Genomic DNA, 26,930 nt, shown 5'->3' with positions numbered 1-26,930 from the left:
AGAGTTCCAGCAGCGCCAGTCTTGAACCCGGATTAGCTCAGCCAAACTCCCGCTTCGCACAACTTTAGACAACTAAAATTCGTCCTGTAGTTGCGAATTTGCTGCCATTTTCGTAGATTTTTTTCGCAAACTCGAGCGATTCTCTCGCATGTCGGTGTTATTTCGAGACAACGCCTTCCGAAAACCCATCTTTTCAAGCCCGATTATGCCGATTCTACCAAATTCACTCAAAAAATAATCGAACGGTCGTTTCTTTAATCTCAAATCACTGATTTTCGGATTCTCGGCGCGTGGCTATTTGACCTTGGAATAAATCAGGCAGTCGCGGGGAGCATCTGAAACATTCGGGTGGCGGGTCCAACGCCGCAACACGCCTTCATAGGTCATTCCCACCTTTTCCATGACGCGGGCAGAACTGACATTTTCCACATCGCAATAAGCTTCCGCCCGCCAGATACCGGGTTGGGCCAGTGCGAGATCGACCAATGTGGAAAGTGCTTCCGGCACATAGCCCTTACCCCAATGGGCACGACCCATGGCGTAACCGAAGGTTGCGCGCTCATCTTTTACACGCATCATGATCATACCCATCAGAGGAGAGTCTTTGTCGCGGCAGATGGCGTAAGTATAACTTTTCGCCTGATCCCAATCCTCTTTGACCTGACGAAGATAGTCGCGTGTATCTTCGATGGATTTATGCGCATGCCACGACAGATAACGGATTACCTCCGGATCGCGTCCGTAGCCTTCAAAAATAGCGGCGGCATCGCCCAGCTGTGCACGCCGGAGCAACAACCTGCTGCTTTCGATCCTGACAGGCGGAAAAGGCATGTGTTCAACCTTGAGTATCAAACATCATATTTGACGTAGGCATAACGGGGATCATCCTGCGGCGTTCCCTCAAGCGGCCCCTCTTCCGCGCCGGGCTGCCACTGCACGACCTTCTCGATCATCGCTGCGAGCGTGAAATCCTTGTCGCTGATACCCTTCGCCTCATGATCGGAAAGTGTAACCTTTACCGAAGAGTACGAGAGGGCGAGATCCGGGTGATGCCAAGCTGCTTCAGCAAGATGGGCAATTGCCCCGGCAACCATCAATGTCGATTTCCAGCCATGGGTCTTAAAGGTGCGGCAGATCAAACCATCTTCATATGTCCAGCGAGGCAACTCACTTTTTAGGCGATTTGCAATTTCTGTTTCAGAATAGGTTTTCGATTTTGGTCTGCTCATCGTGCTCTCTCCCATTGTCCGGATAATCCTTCCATGACAACAAGGCCATTATTTAGCACGCGGCAAAACTATCCGGAGCGGGGCTCGAATAAATTTGCAGGAACTTGGTAAATATAGACAATTTTAGTTTTAGCCGGTGCGTGGTTCGACAAGCTCACCATGAGGAAGGTTGTTGACTTTCAAGGCACCATGACTTGCAGAGTTGGCGTTCTTCAAGCTCACGACTTTCCTCATGGTGAGCTTGTCGAACCACGCACTGCGAGAAAGCATCACAGCCAACCCACGCCACTAATGAAAAGCGCCCCAGCCGGTGGTTTCGCCGCGGCGTCGTTCGATCTCAACCCCGACACCGCCCGGTCCCAGTTCCAGTTTTTCAGCCCGGACCACAACCTTCAGCACACGCGGATTTTCAAGAATGAAAGCCGCTATCTGTTCGGCCAGCGTTTCCGAGAGTTCGACATGACCCCTGGCGATAATCGCCCTGATGCCATCCATGATCAGATCGTAGGAAACGACATGGCGAAGCTGTTCCGCATTACGGGCAACGCGGACCACATCAGCAGTAACGTCAAAGCGCATCTTCTGGGTTTTGCCATGCTCGAAACTGTAAGCGCCGATCTGAACCGGCAGCACAAAATCACGCACGAAAATCTTGTCGGTGCCAAGTCCTGCCTCGGTGGTATCGCTGGCTGAGACCGGCGCGGCCCGTGCTGCGCCACGCGGAATGAGCCCCCTTATCTTGGCCGCCGCTAAACCGTCAATCGGTGCAGCCCAATAAAGGTCCGTGCGCAATGCGGCACAGAAAGTCAGAAAGTCCGGGCGGTAAGAAAGCAGCCGCGGGATATCCGGGGCTTCGAGCGAACCGGCGGCGCCCGTCGCAAGTCCCTTGGACTGAACAAGCTTGAAGAACTGTCCAATCTGGTCAGGCGTCATATGATCGAGCAGGCGCTCACTAAGCGTGCTTTCCGTATCGATCATCGCGCCGTGAAAGCCAGCGCTGACAAGTTCGTCCAGAAATGCTTGCGGATACTGGCTGTGCTCTTCAGCAAACATGACCGCAACAAGCTTTACCTTTGCAGCAAAAGGCTTGATCTCGTTGATTACGGCGGCAAGGTCTTCGCCCGGACGCAAGCCGATCCGGATATATTCCACACCGGCGGTGACAAATTCCCCGATCTTGCGCTGCACCAGTTCCGGTTGCATCGGCAGATGGCTGGCATCGGCACAGACAGGTCGGCGGCCCGCGACAAAATTGATGATCTCCGGCAAAGGGCCGGATTCGACGGAACCGGCCATTCCGATAGCCTCGCCACCGACATCGATAATATCAGCGCCGTTTTCAAAGACGATTTCCGCCTCAGGCAGATTTTGTACGCTGGCGAACAGTTGTGTCATTCCTGAGCGGGCCCATGTTGGATGAAGCAGCAATTGCGCATGGTATAGCTCCTATCAATCGCCTGCCCAACACCTTCGCATATTTATTCCGATATTTCTGCTCAACCCGCGACACGTTCGGGGAAATACCACGCGGACAATGCTGCCAATAAAAACGCGTCCGCGATGTAGGATTTCGCCGCGGTCAAACGTTCCTTGGATGTGAACCCACCGAGAGGAGATCAAAATGACCTATGTTGATGGCTTTGTACTTGCTGTTCCGAAAGACAAGATCGACGCTTACAAGGCCCTTGCCCAGTTAGCGGGTGAGGTCTGGCTGGAGCATGGTGCCCTCACCTATTTCGAATGCACTGGCGATGATGTCCCCTACGGAGAACTGACCTCCTTTCCCCGCGCTGTTCAGGCAAAGGAGGATGAGATCATTATCTTTTCATGGATCACCTACGAATCGCGCGAGCAACGCGACGAGATCAACAAGAAGGTGATGGCCGATACCCGCATATCCAAACAGATGGACGAAATGCCGTTTGACGGCAAACGCATGATCTATGGCGGCTTCAACGTCCTGCTGGAGATGTAACCGTTACCCTACCCGCATATTATTGCGGACTTTTCTGTGTGAAAGCCGTCTTGGCGATTGCATGGAAATAATATTCACCCATATGGTTGACTATTATTCGCTGATGCGATATTCAACCACTTGGGTGAATGAAATGGACGAAGATGCACTGTCACGAATTCTAAAGGCCGCTGGCGACACAACCCGGCGACAGATTTTGACGCTCCTGGTTCAGGAGGGCTCAATGAGAGTGACTTCGCTGGCGTCGCATTTCGACATGTCCCTGAATTCCGTTTCCAAGCACATCAAGGTGCTGGAGGAGGCAGGACTTGTCACCCGTCAGACTTCAGGTCGCGAACACTACATCGCTGCCGAACTTGAACCGCTGAGGTTGACCGAAGATTGGTTCGTGCAACTGAAGTCCATCTGGGAATTACGCCTTACGGCGCTGGAAAACCTGCTTTTAGAGGATGACGAAAATGAGTGAGCTTGAACTGACCATAAACCGCACAATCTCCGCATCCCGTGAGAGAGTGTTCAATGCCTGGATCAATCCTGCCGCCATGGCTAAATTCATGCGCCCGCCGGATTGCATCAAGGACTCCCGCGTGAAGAACGACCCGGTCAAAGGCGGCCGTTTCGAAATAGTCATGGTCACACAGGAGCGCGAAGTTCCGCACTACGGAACCTATCTGGAGATTGATCCGCATTCCCGGCTTTCATTTACATGGGGGTCGCCGCACTCGCTCGACGACAGCGTGGTAACGATCGACTTTGTGGAAGTCGATCCAAACAAAACCAATGTCACGCTACGGCATGTAAAATTCCGCGACGAAAGCTCCCGTGACGGGCATAACCAAGGCTGGACGGCTATCATCTCAAATCTTGAAAGCGTTGTTGCCTGAACCTGCATTGGACCGGAATGGGGCTTTCCGTTTCGGTCCATCGGGTGAAGAACGGCCCTAATTTTGAGCGCTCTGCATTAACTCTCTGCGTGGTTCGACGGGGCTCACCATGATGAAAATTTGTAGATTGCAGGGAGTCAAGTTTTGTGGCTTTTCGACTTCATTGCAGCCTCCAATCCTCCTCATGGCGAGCTTGTCGAACCACGCACATAATCAGTGCAACTTCTCTCACACCAGAAGCAGCAATTGCCGCAAGGTGCTCCAGCTTAAACTTACTGATTGCAGTTTCGCATTTGCGCTGCGTAATCCTGAGCCATCTTTGTCGTAGCACGGGCTACCTGCTGCATGCTGGCATTGGATCTCCAGTCGCCGCGCGTAAAGGCCGTGTGACCGAAATAATATGCAAGATAGAGATGGTAAGCATCATTGAGTTCGATGCCATTCATCTTGTTGCTTTTTGAGTGGTACCAGCCGACGAAATTGACCGCATCGCTGAACTTGTTCCGGCTGGCGCCATAACGGCCGGTCTCACGCTTATACTGTTTCCATGTTCCATCCAGCGCTTGCGAGAAGCCATAGGCAGAAGATGGCCTCTTCCACGGAATAAAGCCGAGGAGTTTTGTACGCGGCGGCCTTACACGCGAGCTGAAACCGGATTCCTTACGGATGGTCGCCATAAGGATCGGCACCGGCACACCATATTCCCGCTCGGCCTGCTTTGCCGCAACATACCAATTGTCAAACCAGCCGTCGCGCTGCTCGAAGACAGCGCAGACATTGTTAATCCGGCTCGGGGCGGATGCACATCCTGCCAAAGCCAGCACGACAGCGATTGCTGCCATTTTCAGGGACAATTTTCGTAACATTGTTCCTGATATAGACAGGAAAAGTTAACACTTTTTTGCCACGCGATTCGTGGATTCTCAACAATTGTTGCGGGGAGTCATGGAGCAGACAGGTTACTGCCAATTCCAGAAAATCTTTCAGTAAACTCACAAGTGAAAGGCCCCGGAAAAGAGACAGATTTTTTTGCGCGATAGTGCCTGCCTAATATTTATCCGCTTGCAGACACACGCTTACGCATTGTGCATGCTTTTTAGTATTTAATGGCCGGATATCAGAATTCGGCGCAATATGGCGCAAACTGTCCCATCCAATCCGCCACAGGAAAAATCGCCCCGATTATAAATGAACGCTTTTATCTAATACTTTATGCTTATATACCCTTACAACTTCTGATTGACTGCATTCTTGTGCAGTGCAACATTGTGTGTTGGTAGGTTTTCTCGCAAACTGGCGGTGCGGCACCGTTACGGAGACTTCGATGGTACCGAACTATCTGCAACATATGGCCAATGCCGACGCGACATCGGATGATGCGCGCCAGCCGCATGGCAGCCGGAAACCTGCCAATATTCCAACGCCGAATATCACGCATTTTGAGCTTGCCCGGACCTTGGAAAGGGTCAACCGGCGCTTTTCAGCGTTCATGCAGTCCGAGATGACCCGCCGGGGCGTCGAAGAAATCGGACCTGCGCACCTGATGCTTCTCCTGGCAATCGGCGACGATGAAATCTCGGTAAGTCAGTTGATGGAACGCGGCCCTTATGCGGGAACCAATCTGTCCTACTACCTCAAGCAGCTTGGCGAATCCGGCTATATCGAGAGAAACGCCCTGCAGCGCGACCGTCGTGCGGCACGAATCAAGCTTTCCGAAAAGGGCAAAGAGCTGTGCGCCGATATGACCGCCATTGCCGCCAGTTGCCATGGTATCGTGGCAGACGGCCCTGACAATATCCGAAATCTCGAGATTACGTTCCGGACGCTGGACCGGATTGAGCAGACCTGGGCCAGTGCCGCCATCTTCGGACCGCGCGGCGAATAGACATTACCTATTGCCGGTAATGCGCTCTGCAGGCGTCCCGATGACGGGATCGCGATCCCTTGTATAGGTATCGGCCTTCTCCAGCCCATCAGCGAACTCTACCCACGGCAGGCGCATGCTCCAATAGCCATGCACCGTTGGCTTGAATCGCTCCGGATGGTCGAAAAAACCTATGGTGAGATAAAGCCCGTCTTTAATGCCTTCGTCCACATAGCCGATGGATGTGCCGCAGCGCCCACAAAAGCTCCGTGTTACACCCCTGGTTCGCGAGAAGGTCTTCGGCGAGCCTGATATCAACCGGAACTGCGATGGCCTGTACCCTACCCATACAGTGAGCGGGCTGCCGATGGCCTTGCGGCAGTCATCATCATGATCGTAGTTGATCCAAAATGGCTCGCCACGAAGCTCGGCTGTAATATCGCCGCAGAAGCACGAACAGGTTTCGATACGTGTGGTCATTGGCTCCTCCAATCAGTTGAACGCTTTCGAAGCCTGATTGGATGCGGCCACCACGTGCAAATATAGAAAAGGCCGGGTTTCCCCGGCCTGTTCTTGATCGATATATGCGGTTTTTATTCGCGTTCGCCTGTCAGATGCAACAGAAGCTGAAAGATGTTGACGAAGTTGAGATAGAGCGAAAAGGCACCGAAGGCGGCCATTTTCTGCTGAGTCTCGGAGTCGAGATTCTCGGCATACTGCTCCTTGATTGTCTGCGTATCCCAGGCTGTCAGGCCGACGAAGACCAGAACGCCGGCAACGGAAACCACAAACTGGATCATTGTCGAGCCAAGGAAGAGATTCACGACGCTGGCAACGACAACGCCGATCAGACCCATGATCAGGAACGAGCCGAACTGGGAAAGATCACGCTTGGTCGTGTAGCCATAGAGGCTGGTTGCACCGAACATTGTTGCGGCAATGAAGAATGTCCGCGCAATGCTGTTGCCGGTGAAGACAAGGAAGATCGACGCCATCGACAGGCCCATGACAGCGCAGAACGCCCAGAACATGAGCTGTGCGGAAGCGGCCGACATTGTCTGCATCTTGAACGAGAAGAACAGGACGAAAGCGAGCGGCGCCAGCATCACCACCCATTTGAGCGGCGTCGAGAAGATCGGCACATAAAGCGCCGGTGTCGAAGCGACGACAAAGGCGATGACGCCGGTGAGCACAAGGCCAAGGCCCATATAATTGTAGATGCGCAGCATATGCTGGCGCAGGCCCTCGTCAAACGCAGCGGCTGACTGGCCGCCTGCCCTGTCGATGCCATAACGAAGTGGTGTATTCATCAAAACATTCCTTCTGTTTGTTGATCAGTAAAGTGTGTTGGCTAGTTGGTTGGCTGCCTTGTCGAGTTCTGTCGAACCTGCATTGGCAACCAGCGCATAGGCGACTTCGCCAATCTGAAAGTAGGCGGCGGACATATCTCCAACCCCGACAACGCGCGGCTTGACGACATCGAACGAGCCTGGACGAACCGCGAAGAGTGACAGCGCGCCATCCGTATCCGAGCCGATCTCCAGCTCGATGCTCGGGCCGAAAGTGGAAGGAAAGAGCTGAACATCCTTCACTTTCCATTCAGCTGGCAGCTTCGGCATGACGATTGCCGTAGCGGCGCGTATTTCGGCCGGGTCGTAGCGGCTGGTGCCGGGCTGGGACGGCATTGCAGCACGAACCAGCGACGTGCGATGCGCCATGACAGCATCCTCGACATAGGCCGGTGCGGGCTGCGAGGCGACGACTTCCGACACGACCAGCGGACCGAGGCCCGCATGCGCCATCCAGCCAAGACCGACGAGCAGCGCCACCGCCGCGACACGCTGCAGGCGGTTGAAAATCCGCCTGCGCCCGAGGCTGCGCTGCAACCGCTCGGCAGCTTGCGCCGAGGCAAGACCGGAAACGGATGCAGGTGCTGAAAGCGCTAGCCGCAATTCGTCACGCCCGCGCAGATCAGCCATGACACGCGCAGCGTCTTCCGGATGCTCGGAAAGATATCCGGCAACTTCGATACGGCGCGCACCATCGAGCTGATCGTCGACATAGGCATCGAAATCCGCCTGCACGATCGGGTCTGTCATTTTAATCATCGCGACCTCCGACAATTCGTAAGTTGGCAGCGCGGGACGCTGGTTCTTCACCTTCGTTCGCACGCATGAAAGCCCGGGCCCGGCTTATCCTCGACATCAAAGTGCCGATTGGTATGCCGAGAATGCCGGCGGCTTCCTCATAGGAAAGCCCTTCAATGGCGACCAGATGCAGTGCGCTGCGCTGCTCCTCCGGCAGGGTTTCAAACATCTGGCGTATCTGATCGAGCCGAACCGCATGTTCCTGCGACGGCAGCTGTACGGTTTCCGCAGTCTCCGCAGCTTGGGCAATTCTGCGGGTTTCGGCCTGGCGAGAGCGAAAGCCATCAATGAATGTGTTGTGCAGCACCGAAAACAGCCAGGTCCGCAGATTGCCGTTGGGGCGGAAACTTGCCTGCTTCTCATAGGCACGCACCAGCGCGTCATGCACCAGATCCTCGGCATCCTGCTCATTACGGGCAAGCGAACGCGCGTAACGGCGCAGCGATCCAAGCTGGCCTATGACGTCGAAGCGGGTCTTCTGGCTGTTCATGGCCTGTATACGTAGCCCATCGGCAGTTTATTCCCATGCCGTTTGAATTTTTTGCCATCAATAAAACAAGAATGATCATTCTCATATTGACGAAGCGAGGCTCTCGATGTAAATGAGAGCGAACGTTCTCTCTTTTTTAAAACTGGTGACTGATGGTCGATCACACAATGCCACGACAAGCCCCTGCTGTATCCAGCGATGATGCCGAGGATTCGCGCTGCTTTGTCACGAGGCTTTTCGGCAAGCGTGCGGCTAATCGTGAAGTACAGGTGGAACGAATTCTTGATGCTGCGACCGCCTGCTTTATCCGTGCGGGTTTCCGCGGTGCATCCATGAACGATATCTGTTCTGAAGCCGGGATGAGCCCGGGGGCGCTTTATCGTTATTTCCCCTCAAAAGAGGCCATTATCGAACACATTTGTGCGGAACATAGGCGCGAGAGCGCGGAGATCCTTGATCGCATGTCCAGCACGAATGACATTATCGAGGCCGTTGTCAAAGTTGGCATAGAGCATGTGCGCCATATGTCGATGGATGAAAGCGGCGTTGGGCCTGCGGATGCCCATGCCCGGCTTTTCATGGAAGTTCGCGCCGAGGCTGCCCGCAACGAAGCAGTGGCCGCAATCTGCGATCTGCATGAAGGGATGATGCGCGAAAAGCTGATTGCTGCGTTCATCGCTGCCAAAGATGCTGGTCTTATTGATCCTGTTGTCGATCTTGAATTTGCGGTGGCAACACTCGCAGCGATGGGCGAAGGCATTATCCTTCGCAATTTTCCCGCTCAAGGCGTGCCGCTCGAAGCATTGGAACCGGTTTTCCGTGCACTGGCAACGGCCGTCCTGCGACCAACAAACAAGCAAATATAGCTCTCACCCCAGGCTCCAAGATGAACCGCCACCCTCACCGCAATTTCAGAAAAGTTCTCTTCTCCTCCGTTGTGGCGATCAGCTTCGCCCTGTCCCTGCCGGTCACAGCCATGGCAGAGGATGCAGCGCCGGTAGCAACCGAAACCAAAGCCCCCTCGATCAATGTGGTCGCTGCCGGCAAAAACGAGATGGTGGCAACGCTGACCGTCACGGGAACCATCGTCCCGCGTCAGGAAGTGGCCGTTGGCACCGATGTTGCGGGCCTGCTGGTTCTCGAACTCAATGCGGATCAGGGCGATGTGGTCAAGGAAGGCGATATTCTCGCAAGGCTCGACAAGTCTTCGCTGGAAATCCAGCTTGCCCAGATCGAAGCGCAAAGCGCACAGGCCGCAGCTTCCATAGCGCAGTCGGAAGCTCAGATTGTCGATGCGGAAATTGCCGTACGGCAAGCGCTGGAAGCGCTCGACAGGTCCCGTTCGCTCAGTGCCAAGGGTTTTACATCCAAGGCCGAGTTTGACAATGCGACCAACGCCCATGACAGCGCCAATGCCAAGCTGAACACGGCACGGCACGCGCTGGTAGCAACGCAAACACAACTGCAACTCGTCGCCGCACAAAAGCGCGATGTCATGCTGCGGCTGGAAAAAGCCGATGTGCGGGCACCTGCAAGCGGCGTGATCCTCAGCCGCGATGCCCTTCTCGGCGCAATCGTCTCGTCCAATGCGGGACCACTTTTCCGAATTGCACGCGACAATGATTTTGAACTCGCCGGTAACATCCCTGAAGTCGATCTGCCATTGTTGAAGCCCGGCATGTCTGTTGCTGTTCGCGTGTCCGGCATGGAAGAACCAGTTGCCGGTAATATCCGCCTGATTTCGCCGGAAATCTCTGCGACTTCACGCCTTGGTGCCGTGAAAATCTCGCTTGAGAAAAACCCTTCAATCCGCCCTGGCAACTTTGCTCGTGCGGTCATCGAACTCGCACGCCGCGACGGTATCAACGTGCCGCTTTCCTCCATTGTTTATAATGGACCAGCGACCCTTATTCAGGTCGTCAAGAACGGTGTGATCGAGAGCCGCAAGGTTAAGATCGGTATCCGCAACGGCCATTCCGCCGAAGTACTCGAAGGATTAGCCGAGGGCGAGGAAATCGTTGCCCGTGCCGGAACCTTCGTTGCCGATGGCGACCATGTTACCCCGGTTCGTGTTTCGGCTGAGCAGACGGGGGCGGTCAAATGAACTGGAACATAAGCGCCTGGTCCATCCGCAATCCGGTTCCGTCAATTCTGCTGTTTGTCGTTTTGACCGTGCTTGGCCTGATGGCCTTTTCCAAACTGCCCATCACACGTTTTCCCAATATCGATGTGCCGTTAATATCCGTCTCGATCACCGATCCGGGCGTGGCACCGACTGAACTTGAAACGCAGATCGCCAAGCGTGTTGAAGACTCCGTCGCCAATATTACGGGCGTCAAGAATGTCACCAGCAATTTGACCGAAGGCAATTCAACCACGCTGGTGGAATTCCGTCTTGAGGTGGACACCCAAAAGGCACTGAACGATGTCAAAGACGCGGTTTCGCGTATCCGTGACGATCTTCCCGCCACCATCAAGGAACCGCTGATCAACTCGGTGGATGTCGAAGGCTCCGCGATCCTTACCTATGGTATTTCAGCTCCGGCAATGACTTCGGAGCAGCTTTCCTGGTTCGTGGATGACACGATCATTCGCGATATTCAGGGCCTCAAGGGGGTTGGCAAGGTGGAACGCTATGGCGGCGTCACGCGCGAAATCCGCGTCTCGCTTGATCCGGATCGCCTGACTGCTCTCGGTGTAACGGCAGCTGATGTCAACCGTGCACTGAAGTCCATGAGTGCGGACCTGACCGGCGGTCGCGGCGATCTCGGCGATACCCAGCAGACCATTCGCACACTCGGCGGCTCGCGGTCGCTGGAAGATCTGCGTGCCGTGGAAATTCCACTGGCTGGTGGACGCTCGGTGCGTCTCGATGCACTCGGGACAGTCAGCGACTCTTACGAAGAACCCAAATCCTTCGCCCGCGTCGATAACCAGACCGTCGTTTCGCTTGGGGTCTTCCGGGCCAAGGGCGCCAGCGATACGGAAGTCTTTGCCGCCGTGCAGGCACGCATCGACCAGTTGCAGCAGAAATACCCCGATACGCGTTTCAGCATGATCGATAACTCGGTCAATTACACCTATGGCAACTATGAATCCGCCATGAGTTCATTGATCGAGGGTGCCATTCTTTCAATCATTGTGGTGTTCCTGTTCCTGCGCAATATGCGGGCAACATTGATCGCCGCAGTCGCCCTGCCCCTGTCAGCCATCCCGACTTTCTGGGCCATCGACATGCTGGGCTTCTCGCTTAATCTGATCAGCCTGCTTGGCATTACACTGGTAACAGGTATTCTCGTTGACGATGCGATCGTCGAGATCGAGAATATCGTGCGGCATATGCGATCCGGCAAATCGCCCTATCGTGCCTCACTCGAAGCTGCTGATGAAATCGGTCTTGCGGTTATTGCGATCTCGGCAACGATCATCGCGGTGTTCGCACCGGTCAGCTTCATGAGCGGTATTGCCGGACAATATTTCAAGCAGTTTGGTTTGACGGTGGCCGTGGCGGTGTTCTTCTCGCTGCTGGTGGCGCGTCTCATCACGCCGATGATGACAGCCTATCTGTTGCGCGATGGCAAAAGCCTGCATCACGGCTCGGAAGAGACCGGCTGGATCAAAGCCTATACCCGCTTTCTGACCGTTACCCTGCGGTTCCGCTGGTTGACGCTTGGTAGCGGCGTAGCACTGTTCGCTGTTGCCATCTGGGCCATGGGCTTCCTGCCAGCGGGCTTCGTACCACCACAGGACGAAGCACGCGTAGCCGTCAGCCTTGAACTGCCGCCGGGCGCACCGATTGAAGAAACCCGCCGGGTCACAGATCAGGCCGCATCTCTGGTGCGCCAGATACCGGAAGTGAAGCAGACTTATGTAACCGGTGGTGCGTCTCCGACAGGTTCGCTGGATACAAGACGTGCGACAATGATCGTCAAGCTCAGCCACAAGTCCGAGCGTGATCGTACACAGAAACAAGTAGAGACCGACATTTTCAACAAGCTGTCGGAAGTCTCGGATCTGCGCGCCAACTTCGTCAATGATCGCGGCGAGCGTGAATTTGCAGTCGGCGTTATCGGCAATGACGGTGAAAAGGTCACGCAGCAGGCAAGGCAGCTGCAAAGCGCCATGACTGCGACGGGGAACTTTCAGGCTGTATCCTCGACTGCCGCACTGGACCGACCCGAAATCATCGTGACACCGCGCATGGACAAGTTGGCTGAACTTGGCCTGTCGACCTCCGCGCTTTCCGAAGCGTTGCGCGTTGCCACACTGGGTGATCTTGATGCGAACCTTGCAAAGTATACGGTCGATGGAAGGCAGGTTCCGATCCGTGTCCAGCTGACAGAGGATTCCCGGCGTGACCTTTCAGTGCTCCAGACGCTCACGGTGACAACGCCGTCCGGCGTGGTCGTGCCGCTGGAATCCATTGCCCAGATCAGCTTTGGCCAAGGTCCCTCCTCCATTGAACGCTTCAACCGCGAACGCCGGGTTGTTGTCGGGGCAAACATGGCGCATGGCAAGGAAATCGGCGAAGGGCTTTCCATCGTCCAGAACCTGCCGCAGACGAAATCCATGCCGGAAGGCGTGCGCATTCAGGAAACCGGCGATGCCGAGGTCATGGGCGAAGTGTTCGCAGGCTTCCGCGATGCCATGATCATGGGCCTGATGCTGGTTTTCGTGGTGCTGATCCTGCTTTTCGGCAGCGTCTTCCACGCCTTTACCATCCTTATGTCGCTGCCATTGTCGATTGCCGGTGTGGCCGTGGCTCTGCTTTTGACCAATAATTCCGTCTCCATGGCGGTGGTCATCGGCATTTTGATGCTCATGGGTATCGTGACGAAAAACGCCATCATGCTTGTCGATTTTGCCATCGAAGAAGTGAAGCACGGAATTCCGCGCAATGAGGCGATCATCGATGCGGGCCGCAAGCGTATCCGGCCAATCGTGATGACGACAATTGCCATGTCGGCAGGCATGCTTCCCGCAGCCATGGCCTTTGGTGATGGCGGTGAATTCCGTGCCCCGATGGCGATTGCGGTGATTGGCGGCCTTCTGGTTTCGACCGTACTGTCACTGGTGTTCGTGCCGTCCTTCTACACGATCATGGACGATCTCAGCCACTGGATGGGCCGGGCATTTCATTGGTCGATGCGGCCGAACAAGCCGGACGAACCGCATGTGGAGCATGTTTATGCCAGCAGTCCGGTCCCGCTGATACATCCGGCAAGGATCATCACCGAAGCTGCCGAATAGAAAAAGAGCGCCCTGCGGGGCGCTCTTTCCTTATGTCCGCCAGTAAAATTACAGCGGGCGGTAATCACGAACCCTGTCGCGTTCGCGTGCGAGTTCCTCTTCGGTGAAGTCGGGGCTCTTCTCATCGAAGCGGTCCCAGCCTTCTTCGCGATACATGGAGCGGCGGGCTTCCAAATCTACCGGCGCATTATTGTTGACAATGGAGCGGGCCACTTCCGCCTGTTCATCCTCGACACGGGCAGATACCAAGGTACTGCCGCGACGGACACCCTCCGCATAGACATGCGCGTCATCTTCATCGACGCCGGAACTGGTGAGTGACCCGATCAACCCGCCAGCCGCGCCGCCGGCAACGGCACCAGCGGCCGCACCCGCAGCAGTTGCTGCAAGCCAACCTGCCGCAACGACTGGACCTACGCCCGGAATTGCGAGCATACCAAGACCGGCAAGCAGCCCGCCTGTGCCGCCGACCACCGCGCCGACCCCGGCACCGGCTGCTGCACCTTCACCTGCATAGGTCTCGCCGCCCTCACCATCACGCCCGGCAATGGTGATATCGGAGGATGCAATCCCTGCATCTTCCAGTTGCTCAACTACAGCACGTGCATCGTGGTGATTGTCATATAGTCCTGTTACAGTTTGCATGTCTGATCTCCCTGGATTCTTGTTGATTATTTTGCGGCTTCAGTGATGTTGCCCTGATAGTCGAGCTTGACCTCGAAGGACTTTCCATCCTTTGAGCCTGTGCCCGCCCAGATGCCGTCCTCGCCTTTCACGAGCCCGGTTACGGATGTGTAGCCCTTGGCTTCGATGCGCTCCTTGGCTTGCGTCTCAGTGAAGCTGTTTTCACCTGCAACAGGCGCAGCAGGATTGGTTTCATCCGGCGTGGCAACTGCTGGAGTTTCGGCTTCCGTGGCAGGTTTGGGCGCCTCCTGGGCATAAGCCAGTGAAGCAATCGAAAGAGCCCCTAGCGCGAGTGCAATACGTTTCATATGAACCTCCATATTTCGCGACTGTGTTGTCAGCCGTCTGAAAGGCTAACCCGTGGGTCGAGGTGAGGTTCCTGATTTTCAGGTGATAGAAGACAGGTTTATTTTTTCAAATTTGCGGAACCCGCTAAAAATGCAACGCCAACAAAACAATTGACAAGTGCAGTCAAAAATCCAAATGTATTACATTAAAAGGGTATATATTCCATAATAATGGAAACTTCGAAGAGGAGCGATGTTTGCCTGACCTGCTGGTAAGTCTTTATAATGACAGATTGTCCGATCTGGAAAAAAAGACACGCTCCGTCGATGCAATTATCCGTCCCGTGCTCGCTCCCGAAATGCAATTGGTGGTAGAATGGGTGCGTGACAATTTCAGCGCCAACTGGGCAAGTGAAGCATCCGTTGCTATCACCCGCCAGCCATCCGCATGTCTCATCGCTGTCTCTGAAGGCAAGCTCGTCGGGTTCGCCTGTTACGATACAACCGCACGCGGCTTCTTTGGCCCGACCGGCGTACACACGGATAGCCGCGGCAAAGGCATAGGTGCCGCACTCCTTTCAGCTTCCCTGCAAGCCATGAAATCCACCGGCTATGCCTATGCGATCATTGGCGATGCCGGACCTGTCGATTTTTATGCCGATGCAGTCGGCGCCATCACCATCCCTGCGCCCGACAAGGGCATCTATGAAGGCATGCTGCGCGCCAAGCGAAGCTGAACGAACGCACGATTACCCAACCGGAGTAAAAGACTTGTCCACATCCACGCCTCTCGCCCTTTTTGTCGGCATTCCGAACACGACGCTTTCGGCAGATGAGATCGCCCTGTTTCGTGAAACCAACCCTTACGGCCTCTTCGTCGGACGCCGCAACCAGAAGGAACCGGCACAGGTCAAGGCTCTGATCGAGAGTTTCCGCGAGGCCGTAGGCCGTGACGATGCGCCGGTGTTTACAGATCAGGAAGGCGGACGCGTGCAGCATCTCGACGCCGGACCCTGGCCATCTTTCCGCAGCTTTGGCGAGTTTGCTGAGCTGGCACATCGCGATCTTGAGCTTGCCAAGAAGGCGCTGCGTCTTTCCTCCCGCGCCATGGGCACGATGATGAGCGAACTGGGGCTGACCAGCGGCTGCTCACCCGTGCTTGATCTGGTGTTCGCAACGACAAGCAGCGTCATTGGCGCACGCTCCTTCAGCGCCGATCCGGAACTGGTGGCGGCGCTTGGCCGCGAGGTTGTCGACGGGCTGCTTGAAACCGGCAACATGCCGGTCATCAAGCACATTCCCGGCCATGGCCGCGCAACGCTCGACTCCCACAAGGAGCGTCCTGTCGTTGATGCAAGCAAGGAACTGCTACGTGCCACGGATTTCAAACCCTTCGTTGACCTCAAGGATACGCCTTGGGCCATGGTGGCGCATGTCGTCTATTCGGCATTCGACAAGGAGCTGCCCGCTTCGGTTTCGCCGACCATGCTCGATGTCATCCGCAATGAACTTGGCTATGACGGCGTGCTGATTTCCGATTGCATTTTCATGAATGCACTGGAGGGCACCATGCCCGAACGCGTCAAGCAGGTTCTCGATGCGGGCTACGATATTGCCCTGCACAGCCATGGCGACCTTGCAGACAGCGAGGCAGCCGCCAAGGCTTCCCGGCCTTTGACCGAAGAAGCCATCCGCCGGATCAATGCGGGTAAAGCGCGTCTCGGCTCACTGAAGGTCAATGTCACCGAAGCACATACGCAAGTGGAAGAAATGTTCGCAAGCGTCCTTGTCAGCTAAAGCCAATAATAAGGGGAACATAATGTTCAAGAACACTTTGCTCAGCGCCGTATCGGCACTTGTCCTGCTCTCCGGCCCAGCGGCAGCGCAGACAGTGCTGACGGCCAACATCGAACCCGCAACCACATGGGTCCGCAACTTCAATCCGTTCAACCAGACATCCTCGCGCCAGAGCACGCTCGACTTCATCTATGAGCCGCTCGTCATCTTCAACCGTTTTGACAATAACAAGCCGAGCTATCGTCTGGCAGAAAGCTACAAGCTTGCCGACGATCTGAAGAGCATCGAATTCAAGCTGCGTCCCGATTTGAAATGGTCGGACGGCAAGCCGCTCACCTCTGCCGATGTGAAGTTCACCTATGACTACCTGAAGAAATTCCCGGCGCTCGATTTCGTCAGTATCTGGAAGTTCATCGATGGTGTTGAAGCCGTTGATGCACAGACAATCAAGTTCACACTGGTCAATCCAAGCTCGCTTGCGGCCGAACAGCTGATACAGGTTCCAATCGTTCCCGAGCATGTCTGGAAGGATATTGCCGAGCCGGTCACATACGCCAATGAAACTCCGGTTGGCAGCGGGCCGCTGACCGAGATTCCGCGCTTTACCGGCCAGACTTACGACCAGTGCCGCAACCCGAATTACTGGGATGCTGCGACACTGAAAATCGATTGCATGCGCCTGCCCCAGCTTGCGGACAACAACCAGATTCTCACCGCGACCGCCAGCGGCACACTGGATTGGGGTGTCTCCTTTATCCCCGATGTTGAAAACACCTATGTCGCCAAGGACCCGGAACATTTCCACTTCTGGTACACGCCGAGCAGCATGGTTGCCTTCCTGTTCAATCTCGAAACAGCCAATGAAGCCAACCGCAAGGCGTTCAATGATATCAAGTTCCGTCAGGCGGTGAGCATGTCGCTCGACCGCAAGGCGATGGTGGATGTCGCGGGCTACGGCTATCCGACACTGAATGAAGACCCTTCCGGATTGGGTGAGCTTTACAAGAGCTGGTCCGATCCGAAGGTCATCGAAGAGTTTGGCAAGTTCGGCCAGCACGATGCGGATGCCGCAGCGGCGCTGCTCGATGAGGCAGGCTATGTCGACAAGGATGGCGATGGCTTCCGCGATAATCCGGATGGCAGCAAAATCTCGTTCACGGTCATCGTGCCAAGTGCATGGACCGACTGGATCGACACGGTGCAGATCGCCATTGAAGGACTTCAGGCGTCCGGGCTGGACGCCAAGGTTGCTACACCGGAAGAAGCCGTGTGGACTGCAAACCTGATCGGCGGCAAGTTCGACATGGCCATCAACAGTCTTCCGGCAGCGGCCTCGCCTTACTATCCTTACCAGCGCGCCTATAACCCGACAGACAAGGGCAAGACCCGTTTTACCGCCCAGCGCTGGTTCAACACGGATCTCGACAAGGCGCTCGTTGACTTTACCAAAACTGCCGATCCGGCAGCGCAAAAGGAAGAAATGAACAAGGCACAGCGCATTGTCGCCGAAAACCTTCCCATGCTTCCTGTCTACAACAACCCCAATTGGTATCAGTATAATACAAAGCGCTTTACAGGCTGGTCGACTGAGGAAAATCCGTTCGTGAACCCGACCATCAGCCGCACGAATCCGGCGCGTCTGCTTCACCTTCTCGCATTGAAGCCAGTCAACTGAGTTGACCAGCAGGAGCGGCCGCAACGCCGCTCCCGCATTTTTGGAGAAGCATATGGCTTTCCTGATCCGCCGTTTTGGATTCTATCTGGCAGCCTTCATTGCGGCTGCCACGATCAATTTTTTCCTGCCGCGCCTTATGCCAGGTGATCCCATCCAGATCATGTTCTCGAGCGCGGGCGCAGAGCTTTCCCCGGAAAATCTCGAAGCGCTGAAACTGACCTTCGGCTTTGTCGACGGCCCGCTATGGCAGCAATATCTGACCTATCTGCAAAGCATCTTCACCGGCGATCTTGGCCGCTCGATCAAATATTTCCCCCTGCCCGTCACCTCGGTTCTTGGCAATGCGCTGATCTGGACTGTCGGCCTCATGGGGACGGCAACCATTGTCAGCTTTACGCTCGGCACATTTCTGGGCGTGCTGGCGGCGTGGCGGCGCGGCAGCGTTTTCGACATTGTGGTCTCGGTCGGTGCGATCTTCGCGACCTCCGTGCCAGCAGTCGTGACCTCCCTCATCGTCTTGTTCTTCTTCGGCTTTACGCTTGGCTGGTTCCCGACCGGCTATGCGGCCGATCCATCGCTCGATCCGAGCTTTTCGCTGACTTATATCGGCAGCCTTCTCTATCACGGCATCTTGCCTATGCTGACGCTATGCACCGTGCTTACCGGCGGCTTTGCCGTGACGATGCGCAACAACATGATCAACCTGCTTGGCGAAGACTATATCGTCATGGGCCGCGCCAAGGGCCTTTCCGACAGCCGTGTCATGCTCTGGTATGCCGCCCGAAATGCGCTACTGCCCACAGTCAGCAGCTTAGCCATTGCCATTGGTATGGTACTTGGCGGCTCACTCGTAACTGAAGTCGTGTTCAACTATCCGGGTCTTGGCAACATCCTTTATCAGGCGATCCTTGCCCGCGATTACCCCGTTATCCAAGGGCAGCTTCTGATCATGACTATCGCAATGCTTGTTGCCAATTTCATCGTTGATGTCAGCTATGTCCTGCTCGATCCGCGTCTGCGGGGTACGTCATGATCAAGGTGCTTTTCACCGGTCTGACACGCAACCGCAAAGCGCTGATCGGCATGATCATCATTGCCTTCATCGTCATCGTGGCATTGGCTGCGCCATTATTGACAGAGTATAATCCTGCTTCGCGCGTCGGCAGGCCGCACCAGCCGCCATCAGCCGATCATTGGCTCGGAACAACGCGTATCGGACAGGATGTCTTCTCCCGGCTTATCCATGGTGCGCAGACCTCATTGGCTGTTGGTTTTGGCGCTGGCCTGCTGATCACGGTGCTTGGCACAGCGCTTGGCATTATCGCCGGTTATCGCGGCGGCAAGACGGACGAGGTAATCAGCTTTTTCACCAACATGGTGCTCGTCGTACCCAACCTGCCGCTGTTGCTGGTGCTCGCGTCCTTCATCGGACAGGCAAGCCCGCTGGTGATTGCCATTATCCTTGGCTTTACGTCATGGGCGTGGGGCGCTCGCGTGACCCGTGCTGAGACGCTTTCGATCAAGCACAAGGACTTCATCAAGTCCGCAGAGATGATGGGCGAGCCGCGCTGGCGCATCATGATGTTCGAGATTTTCCCGAACCTGATCTCCATTGTTGGCATCAACTTCATCGGTAGCGTTATCTTCGCGATCATCACTGAAGCGACGCTGGAATTTCTCGGGCTTGGCGACCCGAAGACCGTTTCATGGGGCATGATGCTTTATAATGCACAGAAAGCCTCCGCGCTTTCCGTCGGCGCATGGTGGGACATCCTGACGCCCTGTTTTGCCTTGGCGCTGCTTGGCATCGGCTTGTCATTGCTGAACTTCGCTGTCGACGAAATCGCCAATCCGCGACTTCGTACCGGAAACCGGCTTAACCGCTGGACCGCATTGATCCGTTCGGGAGATGGCCGCCTGTGACTCAGCCCCTATTATCCATAAAGAACCTGACCATCGATTATATTGGCGAGAAGACCGATTTTCGCGCTGTCGATAATGTCAGCTTCGATGTTGCTGCCGGAGAAATTTTCGGGCTTGCCGGAGAATCCGGCTGCGGCAAGAGCACGATTGCCTTCGCCATCAGCCGTTTGCACAAGCCCCCGGCACTCATTCGCAGCGGGCAGATATTGCTGGAGGGTCGCGATGTGCTCGATCTCGACATGCAGGCATTGCGCAGCTTCCGCTGGCGTGAGGTGGCGATGGTCTTCCAGAGCGCCATGAACTCGCTCAATCCTGTCTTACGCGTCGAAGCTCAGTTCTATGACGTGCTTCGCACCCATCAGGGCATGAACCGCAAACAAGCGCGTGAACGCACGGCGGAAATGCTGCGGCTGGTAGATATCCAGCCGGACCGCATGAGCGATTATCCGCATCAGTTTTCCGGCGGCATGCGCCAGCGTATCGTCATCGCCATATGTTTGGCGCTCAATCCGAAGATCGTTGTCATGGACGAACCAACAACAGCGCTTGACGTGGTGGTACAACGGGAAATTCTTCAGCGCGTCAATGAATTGCGCAAGAGGCTCGGCTTTTCCGTGCTGTTTATCACACATGACCTTGGCCTGATGGTACAGGTCTGTGACCGCATCGGCATCATGCTGGAAGGCAAGCTTGTCGAGCAGAATACAGCGCAGGAAATTTATGCCTCGCCGCAGCACGATTATACCAAGAAACTATGGGCTTCATTCCCGTCGCTGCATGGGTCGAAGACTGCGGAGGCTTTCGCATCATGAGCGCAGGCAGCGAACCAATCCTCAAGCTTGACCGCGTGTCCAAGACTTTCGGTAGCGTGCCATATCTGGTCAAGGCAGCACAGGCGGTTTCATTCGAACTTCATCCCGGCCGCACCTTGGCGCTTGTCGGGGAATCGGGAAGTGGCAAGACCACCTGCGCACGTTTGGTGATGCGGGAATATGAACCCAATGAGGGTGAGCTGATCTTCAAAGGCAAGCCTGTGCAGACCGGTAATACAAAGGCATTGGCCGATTACCGGCGCTCGGTGCAGATGATCTTTCAGGACCCGTTCTCGTCTCTCAACCCGGCGCACACCATCGCCTATCATCTGCGCCGTCCGCTGCAACTGCATCGGCGTGATCTGAAGGGCAAAGACATTGATGCAACGGTCAACGAGCTATTGGAGCGGGTGAAGCTCGATCCTGCCCTCGTCGCTCCCAAGCACCCGCACGAGCTTTCCGGCGGGCAGCGCCAGCGTGTCAATATTGCCCGAACACTGGCAGTCGGTGCGGAAGTCATCGTGGCGGATGAGCCGACTTCCATGCTGGATGTTTCGGTGCGGCTGGGCGTGCTCAACCTTCTCAACGAGATGAAGCGCGATTTGAAACTGGCACTGCTCTACATTACCCATGATATCGCCACAGCACGCTATGTCGCTGAAGACATCATTGTTATGTATGCCGGACAGATCGTCGAGTGGGGCAATATCAACAAGGTCATCGACAACCCGCAGCACCCCTATACCAAACTGCTGCTTTCGGCGGTGCCTGATCCGGAAATCCGCTTCGATGATCCAAAAGCGCATCTCCAGACTTCAGATGTGGACGAGGTGCGCCGCATTTCCGCCGTTCCGGACACAAGGTCGATCTGCATCGACACGGATCATTTCATCCGGCAGGTAGGCGCTTAAAATCGGGCGGGCGCTCTATTGATTGCCAACCGCGCGAGGTGGATAAACCGCCTGCCCCTGTGTGGATTTGGGCGCGCTTGATATCGCGCCCGTTGTCATGCCGGAAACACCGGCAGGATGTTTTCCCGGTACAAGCATATCCTCATGCACCCAGCCAATAATGCCGGTTGTGGGGACGGCGATATGATGCCACTTGCCGGCTTTGCTGTACGAGCGCATTTCACGTCCTTTTTCGACAGAGCCTGTCGATGCGGAAGCGACCGATGCTGTACGGCGCAAGATCAACTTTTCCCGGGCGTAAACCACCGAGGGCGCCATGCCGGGCATATTGACACCGCGGGGTGGCTCCGCAACCGCTCTCGCGATGGGACCAATAGCAGTTTGCGGGCGTTGCATGGGCTGCAGTGAGGCTTGCTGCACAGGTTTGGTCGCAGCAGGATTTTGTTTTGGCATACCTACAGCGACCAAGGGGCGTGGTACAGGAACAGGCTGGCTCTCTACCCGGCTATTGTCCTGGCGCGTTCGTGTTCTTGCAACCTGTTTCGCCTCCGGCTCAGACCTTGCCGCCACGGATGGAGCCTTATCTGCTGTGGAACTTGCAACAGATCTGGAGCTTCTTGCGGGCGAGTTTTTTGTCTGCTCCCAGTAAGTCAGCAAGCCAACACCACCCATGACCGCGACAGCGAGCAAGAGGCCGATGGGCGACCAACGCTGCGACGACCGCGACGAGGATCGCTTCGGTGATCTGGATGGTGAGCGAGTGCGGCGCTTTTTCTGGGCCATTTCAGTCCTGCCGTGTTCAGTCCGTCTTGCGCGGTCTGGTTCAAAGTCGGAAATATCGAATCGCGATACTTCCTAACCTGACAGGGCTTCCTTGGTATTTCGTTACCAGAGCGAAGAGACCGCAAGATCGTTGCTTCAACTGCCTTCCAGCCAAGCGACGCCTGCTTCAATTCTGAAATTTTTTTGCTGATATTCGCCCGGGACGAGTATGAAATCCCTTTTCATTGCCCTCTCTACACCGTAGATGCGGATATCAGATCGAAAGTCGCCCGGAATTTCCCATGCGCCAATTCTTCTTTTCCAAAGGTCCGGATGGCACCGAGCGCTTCCGCCTGTTTGTGCCTATACTGGCCGGGGCGACACTGCGTGAGCGAATGATAGGCTGCATCGGGGCGTTGATCGGTATAGGCCTGACTGGATGGATTTGCGGCATCGTGTTTGGTGCCGGGCCTGCAATCCCTTTAATCGTTGCACCTGTTGGCGCTTCCGCAGTCCTGCTTTTTGCTGTTCCTGCCAGCCCTTTGGCACAGCCGTGGCCGATCATAGGCGGCAATACGATCTCGGCACTGGTCGGCGTTACTGTCGCCCATTTTGTACCTCAGCCGGAGCTGGCAATTGCTCTCGCGGTTGCCCTGGCCATTGCCGTGATGTCATTTACCCGCTGTCTGCATCCGCCCGGCGGCGCTGCTGCCTTGACGGCAGTTATCGGCGGACCTGCGGTCATATCGGCAGGCTTTCTGTTTCCGTTCGTGCCGGTTGCGCTTAATTCCGTGCTGCTCGTTGCGCTGGGCATTCTGTTCCACAAGCTTGCAGGACGTACCTACCCGCACAAGCCAACCGCGCCCGCTGCCAATACCCATGGGACGCAGGACCCGCCGGCAACATTACGTTCGGGATTTCAAAGCGAAGATGTCGACAATGCCCTCGAAGCATTGGACGAGACATTCGACATAGAACGAAGCGATCTCGATGTATTGCTCCGGGAGGTCCAGATTCAGGCGGCAGTGCGGCGGCATCGCGCATTATTGTGCGGGGATATCATGTCACGCGACGTGATAAAGGTTTCCGAGGACGCGAGTGCGGAAGATGCACGGACCTTGCTGCTTGAGCATAATGTGCGCGCCCTTCCCGTTCTGGATCTTTCAGGGCGGCTGCTTGGCACAATAGGCCTGCGTGAGCTGGCAAGTGCAGGATCGGCAATCAAGGGATCGATCAGTACTGCGGTTACAGCTAAAGCCGACGATCATGCCATGAAGCTGCTGCCCATGCTGACCGATGGGAAAACCCATGCCGTGATCATCGTCGACGAATCCGGTCATGTCCTGGGATTGATAACCCAGACTGATCTTCTTGGCGTTGCTTTCAACTCTTATCTTTAGGGTCAGAACCCTAACGCGTTGCCGAAGAGTTGCAGTGCATGGAAATTGCGAAGCGCGAAGTTGTTACCCATCGTCCGGTATGAGGGACTCTGATATCAGCGTGCAGCCCCGTAACCCCGTAGAGGTCTCCATGCCGTCTTTCGATTATATCCGCCCTATCCTCCTGCTCCTCGGATCGAATGTATTCATGACATTCGCGTGGTACGGTCATCTCAAGTTCGGCAACAGGTCCTTGATGCTGGTCATTGTCGTCAGTTGGTTGATCGCGTTTTTTGAATACTGTCTTGCGGTTCCGGCGAACCGTTACGGTCATGAAGTCTATTCGGCAGCTCAGCTGAAAACCATACAGGAAGTCATCACCCTGGTGGTCTTTGCAGGGTTCTCAGTGGTCTATCTCGGTGAAAAGATAACGGTCAATCACGCAGTCGGCTTTGCGATGATTTGTGGTGGCGCATTCTTCGTATTCAAAGGACCTCTTTGATAGAATTACGGAATCTGTCTTGGATTGTCGCAAAACTGCGACAATTCCAGCCTCTTTTTTTCAAGCCGGGGATGACAGATCGCAAAAAGGCGGGCTAACAATATACAGTTGCATTGCGATTAGTGCCGAAAGCAGAAAAACAAAGTAAGGGGAGAGCGCTTTCGTAAAAAACTACTGTCAAGCTCAGTACATTCTGCCGCACGACTACGCTTTCTTCATCGTCAGCGTATCGCTGAACACTATATCGCCCCATAAACACATGAAGGCGCCACACTCAGCACAATGCACCGGCGCGCCATCCTCATCTTCATCCGGGACCGTCGTATGACTGGTTTTGCACTCGTGACATATGATCTCTTGATCGAGGTTCCGCATCATTACACTCCGCAGGGAGCAGGGCTTAAATGAATAAAGCATGTCAGAATCATTATGTACTGAACTGCCCATGGCGAGACAACTCAATACAACTGATAGTAACCATAATACATCTTAATTAGCAAAGACATGCTTGTAGACATTGCATTAAATAATCAAATCCCCCTGTAATTAATGACTTCTGGACTGAATTTACCTGGAGGAAGACTGTCCCGTTGGCGGAGGCAGTTCAAAAAATGACGAGAATAAGCTGATGACGGGACATGAAAGACTAATAGAAGCAGTGGCAAAAGCTATTCATGCTTACCGCAGCACGGGAACCCAGGAGTGGGAAAAAATCCCGGACTTTATCCGTCAAACCTATCGTGACTATGCAAGTGTTGCTCTGCCCGTCGTCTATGACGTTCTTCGTGATCCGACGAATGAAATGATCGATGCGGCCAACCGCGCCCGCCCGTCCGTTACTTCGCGGACAATACAGGCTGCGATAGAAGCCTCCCCTCTCAATCCTGAGAATCAGGACTGATAACGTCAATCCATACTACCCTGACAAAACCCGGCCCTTGGACAAATTGCGTCGGACGTAAAACGTCCCTGCGCGATAGGTTGCGATTCTTTCGGCCAAAATCCGCCGGATGTTTCGAACTTGAATAGTATATTCATATATCCGTTCGGTTTCTGGCATTAAGCAAACATACATATTACGACAAGAAAGTATTATAAGCGCCAAAAAGTAATTTCTCGTCAAACATCTTGAGTTAAAATCGCTTTGTCTGCGTATTATTGAAAAAAAATTATTGCCATATGTAAGGCGATGAAGCAGTCTCTAGGTGAGAAAGTTGTAAATCGGATTGTTTACGAATTTTGAATGCAGCTATTCTTAATGAACTGTACAATATTGATAAAATTGCAAATAAATTCCTTTGGTTAAAGAACTGAGCATTAGTTTCTAATGAAACTGGTTAACAGGGTATAGGTAATTGGAGGAAGTATGTACGACAATTCTCTAGGTAGAGCTGATTACAAGTCTTTGACTGTACCAGACGATACTGATCGGGATGCTGAGGCTCCGGATGAGAAGTGGCGTTGGTCCTCTTATAGCGACGATAAAGGCAATATTGGATACAGTCGTAACCTTTATAAACTGCACCAAACGACAATTATCTATGGCGATACCCATGGCCGACTGGAGATGATCTCTAAAGGAGCTTCTTCAACCCTCAGTTTTCTCTTTGTGATCAAGGGAACTATTGATCTCGTCGACATGAAGAAGCGAAAAATACAGACATTGGTAGCCGGCAATGCAACCAGCATCATCGACCGGCCAGATGTGAAGGCAAAAATCCACCCTGGGTCTTCCTGGGTAGCGTATCGGGTTCCGATTACGACACTCCGGGAATATTTCGAGCGCCTGATGCACAGACCCTATTTCCAGGAGCAGGCTTTTGCACCTCTTCATGACTTCCGCACGGGCGGTGCCGCAGCTCTGTACCAAACGCTTTGTTACGTCAGCGAAGATCTGGCTAACGCGACCAATTCGACCAGAGACGTCCTGACCAACGTCTATGAACGCCTACTACTTGCGAAACTGTTCATGACAAAACCTGACAACGTCAATACCCTCAACAATCTGGCAGGCCGTCGGATTTCGCCACGCTATCTGCAGCGGGCTGAGGCTTTCATGCGCGAGAACATCCATAATGCCGTGACCCTCGACAGCATCGCCGATGCGGCAGGTTGCAGTGCGCGCGCATTACAGAGAATGTTCAAGGAATATCGCGATACAAGTCCAATGCACGTGCTGTGCGAGTATAGATTGTCAGCAGCGCATGAAGCCATTCTGAGTGGCAGTGCACGCAATGTCACAGACCTTGCCATTCATTTGCAGTTCTCCAATCCCGGACGCTTCTCGTCGCTTTATCGCAATGCCTATGGAATGAGCCCGTCGGCTATGATGCGCTTTCATGAAAAGAATACCTGACAC

30 protein-coding genes are annotated in these 26,930 nt (G+C 54.7%); 18 read left to right on the top strand and 12 right to left on the bottom strand.

Going from position 1 to position 26,930, the window contains the following annotated elements; genetic code table 11:
* Positions 1–294: 294 nt before the first annotated feature.
* The 4 genes from ABKW30_RS24370 to ABKW30_RS24355 all read right to left on the bottom strand — a co-directional run bounded on the left by ABKW30_RS24370 (position 295) and on the right by ABKW30_RS24355 (position 2,624).
* Positions 295–831 (bottom strand): GNAT family N-acetyltransferase, encoded by a 537-nt coding sequence (locus tag ABKW30_RS24370; protein ID WP_348601537.1) that lies wholly within the window; start codon positions 829–831, stop codon positions 295–297.
* A gap of 17 nt (positions 832–848) precedes the next feature.
* Complete coding sequence (locus ABKW30_RS24365; RefSeq protein WP_348601536.1) at positions 849–1,229, bottom strand: 4a-hydroxytetrahydrobiopterin dehydratase; 381 nt, start codon at positions 1,227–1,229, stop codon at positions 849–851.
* Positions 1,230–1,358: 129 nt separating this feature from the next.
* Entirely contained in the window at positions 1,359–1,499 is a 141-nt protein-coding gene (locus tag ABKW30_RS24360) for a hypothetical protein (RefSeq protein ID WP_348601535.1), read from the bottom strand.
* An 18-nt stretch (positions 1,500–1,517) separates the two neighbouring features.
* Positions 1,518–2,624, bottom strand: a complete 1,107-nt coding sequence (locus ABKW30_RS24355; protein WP_348601534.1) for a (5-formylfuran-3-yl)methyl phosphate synthase — start codon at positions 2,622–2,624, stop codon at positions 1,518–1,520.
* A gap of 226 nt (positions 2,625–2,850) precedes the next feature.
* Here ABKW30_RS24355 and ABKW30_RS24350 point away from each other — a divergent pair, with 226 nt between their 5' ends.
* The 3 genes from ABKW30_RS24350 to ABKW30_RS24340 all read left to right on the top strand — a co-directional run bounded on the left by ABKW30_RS24350 (position 2,851) and on the right by ABKW30_RS24340 (position 4,088).
* Positions 2,851–3,204: a DUF1428 family protein gene (locus ABKW30_RS24350; RefSeq protein WP_348601533.1), complete on the top strand. Its 354-nt coding sequence runs from the start codon at positions 2,851–2,853 to the stop codon at positions 3,202–3,204.
* Positions 3,205–3,265: 61 nt separating this feature from the next.
* The gene (locus tag ABKW30_RS24345) at positions 3,266–3,670 is read left to right on the top strand and encodes a metalloregulator ArsR/SmtB family transcription factor (RefSeq protein ID WP_348601532.1); all 405 of its coding nucleotides are present in this window, start codon (positions 3,266–3,268) and stop codon (positions 3,668–3,670) included.
* Positions 3,663–4,088: an SRPBCC domain-containing protein gene (locus ABKW30_RS24340; RefSeq protein ID WP_348601531.1), complete on the top strand. Its 426-nt coding sequence runs from the start codon at positions 3,663–3,665 to the stop codon at positions 4,086–4,088. The genes ABKW30_RS24345 and ABKW30_RS24340 overlap by 8 nt, the downstream gene beginning before the upstream one ends.
* Positions 4,089–4,360: 272 nt before the next feature.
* On the opposite strand, the gene ABKW30_RS24335 is transcribed toward ABKW30_RS24340, so the two are convergent.
* On the bottom strand, positions 4,361–4,930 hold the full coding sequence (locus ABKW30_RS24335; protein ID WP_348601530.1) for a transglycosylase SLT domain-containing protein: 570 nt from the start codon (positions 4,928–4,930) through the stop codon (positions 4,361–4,363).
* 482 nt (positions 4,931–5,412) lie between these two features.
* Between ABKW30_RS24335 and ABKW30_RS24330 the strand changes: the two genes are divergently transcribed.
* Entirely contained in the window at positions 5,413–5,973 is a 561-nt protein-coding gene (locus tag ABKW30_RS24330; protein ID WP_348601529.1) for a winged helix DNA-binding protein, read from the top strand.
* A 3-nt stretch (positions 5,974–5,976) separates the two neighbouring features.
* On the opposite strand, the gene ABKW30_RS24325 is transcribed toward ABKW30_RS24330, so the two are convergent.
* From ABKW30_RS24325 to ABKW30_RS24310, 4 genes are all read right to left on the bottom strand, one after another.
* A complete protein-coding gene (locus ABKW30_RS24325) occupies positions 5,977–6,432 on the bottom strand; it encodes a GFA family protein (RefSeq protein ID WP_348601528.1) in 456 nt (151 codons plus the stop codon).
* A gap of 113 nt (positions 6,433–6,545) precedes the next feature.
* Complete coding sequence (locus ABKW30_RS24320; protein ID WP_348601527.1) at positions 6,546–7,262, bottom strand: Bax inhibitor-1/YccA family protein; 717 nt, start codon at positions 7,260–7,262, stop codon at positions 6,546–6,548.
* 24 nt (positions 7,263–7,286) lie between these two features.
* Positions 7,287–8,060 (bottom strand): anti-sigma factor, encoded by a 774-nt coding sequence (locus tag ABKW30_RS24315; protein ID WP_348601526.1) that lies wholly within the window; start codon positions 8,058–8,060, stop codon positions 7,287–7,289.
* Complete coding sequence (locus tag ABKW30_RS24310) at positions 8,053–8,589, bottom strand: sigma-70 family RNA polymerase sigma factor (protein WP_348601525.1); 537 nt, start codon at positions 8,587–8,589, stop codon at positions 8,053–8,055. Before ABKW30_RS24310 ends, ABKW30_RS24315 begins: the two co-directional genes overlap by 8 nt.
* Before the next feature lie 167 nt (positions 8,590–8,756).
* Between ABKW30_RS24310 and ABKW30_RS24305 the strand changes: the two genes are divergently transcribed.
* The 3 genes from ABKW30_RS24305 to ABKW30_RS24295 are packed head-to-tail and all read left to right on the top strand — an operon-like array spanning position 8,757 to position 13,839.
* Positions 8,757–9,455 carry a TetR/AcrR family transcriptional regulator gene (locus ABKW30_RS24305; protein WP_348601524.1) on the top strand — a complete coding sequence of 233 codons (699 nt, stop codon included), beginning with the start codon at positions 8,757–8,759 and terminating at the stop codon, positions 9,453–9,455.
* Between the two features lie 20 nt (positions 9,456–9,475).
* Positions 9,476–10,693: an efflux RND transporter periplasmic adaptor subunit gene (locus tag ABKW30_RS24300; RefSeq protein ID WP_348601523.1), complete on the top strand. Its 1,218-nt coding sequence runs from the start codon at positions 9,476–9,478 to the stop codon at positions 10,691–10,693.
* The gene (locus tag ABKW30_RS24295) at positions 10,690–13,839 is read left to right on the top strand and encodes an efflux RND transporter permease subunit (RefSeq protein WP_348601522.1); all 3,150 of its coding nucleotides are present in this window, start codon (positions 10,690–10,692) and stop codon (positions 13,837–13,839) included. The genes ABKW30_RS24300 and ABKW30_RS24295 overlap by 4 nt, the downstream gene beginning before the upstream one ends.
* A 48-nt stretch (positions 13,840–13,887) precedes the next feature.
* Here ABKW30_RS24295 and ABKW30_RS24290 read toward each other — a convergent pair whose 3' ends face one another.
* Positions 13,888–14,484, bottom strand: coding sequence for a general stress protein (locus ABKW30_RS24290; protein WP_348601521.1), 597 nt, complete (start codon positions 14,482–14,484; stop codon positions 13,888–13,890).
* A gap of 26 nt (positions 14,485–14,510) precedes the next feature.
* Complete coding sequence (locus ABKW30_RS24285) at positions 14,511–14,831, bottom strand: PepSY domain-containing protein (protein ID WP_348601520.1); 321 nt, start codon at positions 14,829–14,831, stop codon at positions 14,511–14,513.
* Between the two features lie 236 nt (positions 14,832–15,067).
* Between ABKW30_RS24285 and ABKW30_RS24280 the strand changes: the two genes are divergently transcribed.
* Genes ABKW30_RS24280 through ABKW30_RS24250 form a run of 7 tightly spaced genes read left to right on the top strand, consistent with a single transcriptional unit; the run spans position 15,068 to position 21,928 of the window.
* Positions 15,068–15,547 carry a GNAT family N-acetyltransferase gene (locus ABKW30_RS24280; RefSeq protein ID WP_348601519.1) on the top strand — a complete coding sequence of 160 codons (480 nt, stop codon included), beginning with the start codon at positions 15,068–15,070 and terminating at the stop codon, positions 15,545–15,547.
* A 34-nt stretch (positions 15,548–15,581) separates the two neighbouring features.
* On the top strand, positions 15,582–16,607 hold the full coding sequence (locus tag ABKW30_RS24275; protein ID WP_348601518.1) for a glycoside hydrolase family 3 protein: 1,026 nt from the start codon (positions 15,582–15,584) through the stop codon (positions 16,605–16,607).
* Positions 16,608–16,629: 22 nt separating this feature from the next.
* The gene (locus ABKW30_RS24270) at positions 16,630–18,282 is read left to right on the top strand and encodes an ABC transporter substrate-binding protein (RefSeq protein WP_348601517.1); all 1,653 of its coding nucleotides are present in this window, start codon (positions 16,630–16,632) and stop codon (positions 18,280–18,282) included.
* A gap of 52 nt (positions 18,283–18,334) precedes the next feature.
* Positions 18,335–19,315: an ABC transporter permease gene (locus ABKW30_RS24265; protein ID WP_348601516.1), complete on the top strand. Its 981-nt coding sequence runs from the start codon at positions 18,335–18,337 to the stop codon at positions 19,313–19,315.
* Entirely contained in the window at positions 19,312–20,205 is an 894-nt protein-coding gene (locus ABKW30_RS24260; protein WP_348601515.1) for an ABC transporter permease, read from the top strand. Before ABKW30_RS24265 ends, ABKW30_RS24260 begins: the two co-directional genes overlap by 4 nt.
* A complete protein-coding gene (locus tag ABKW30_RS24255; RefSeq protein ID WP_348601514.1) occupies positions 20,202–21,017 on the top strand; it encodes an ABC transporter ATP-binding protein in 816 nt (271 codons plus the stop codon). Before ABKW30_RS24260 ends, ABKW30_RS24255 begins: the two co-directional genes overlap by 4 nt.
* Positions 21,014–21,928: an ATP-binding cassette domain-containing protein gene (locus tag ABKW30_RS24250; protein WP_348601513.1), complete on the top strand. Its 915-nt coding sequence runs from the start codon at positions 21,014–21,016 to the stop codon at positions 21,926–21,928. The genes ABKW30_RS24255 and ABKW30_RS24250 overlap by 4 nt, the downstream gene beginning before the upstream one ends.
* Positions 21,929–21,943: 15 nt before the next feature.
* Here ABKW30_RS24250 and ABKW30_RS24245 read toward each other — a convergent pair whose 3' ends face one another.
* Positions 21,944–22,711, bottom strand: a complete 768-nt coding sequence (locus ABKW30_RS24245; RefSeq protein WP_348601512.1) for a hypothetical protein — start codon at positions 22,709–22,711, stop codon at positions 21,944–21,946.
* A 281-nt stretch (positions 22,712–22,992) separates the two neighbouring features.
* Here ABKW30_RS24245 and ABKW30_RS24240 point away from each other — a divergent pair, with 281 nt between their 5' ends.
* The 4 genes from ABKW30_RS24240 (at position 22,993) to ABKW30_RS24225 (ending at position 26,927) form a co-directional block, all read left to right on the top strand.
* Entirely contained in the window at positions 22,993–24,090 is a 1,098-nt protein-coding gene (locus ABKW30_RS24240; RefSeq protein ID WP_348601510.1) for an HPP family protein, read from the top strand.
* Positions 24,091–24,220: 130 nt separating this feature from the next.
* Positions 24,221–24,571 (top strand): DMT family protein, encoded by a 351-nt coding sequence (locus ABKW30_RS24235; RefSeq protein ID WP_348601509.1) that lies wholly within the window; start codon positions 24,221–24,223, stop codon positions 24,569–24,571.
* A 628-nt stretch (positions 24,572–25,199) separates the two neighbouring features.
* Positions 25,200–25,472: a hypothetical protein gene (locus ABKW30_RS24230; protein WP_348601508.1), complete on the top strand. Its 273-nt coding sequence runs from the start codon at positions 25,200–25,202 to the stop codon at positions 25,470–25,472.
* Between the two features lie 465 nt (positions 25,473–25,937).
* Positions 25,938–26,927: a helix-turn-helix transcriptional regulator gene (locus ABKW30_RS24225; protein ID WP_348601507.1), complete on the top strand. Its 990-nt coding sequence runs from the start codon at positions 25,938–25,940 to the stop codon at positions 26,925–26,927.
* Positions 26,928–26,930 lie beyond the last annotated feature (3 nt).

The organism is Phyllobacterium sp. SB3 (genome assembly GCF_040009165.1).
GTDB lineage: Bacteria > Pseudomonadota > Alphaproteobacteria > Rhizobiales > Rhizobiaceae > Phyllobacterium.
Note: the sequence above shows the minus strand (reverse complement) of the source record. Positions and strands in the feature narration are given on the sequence as shown.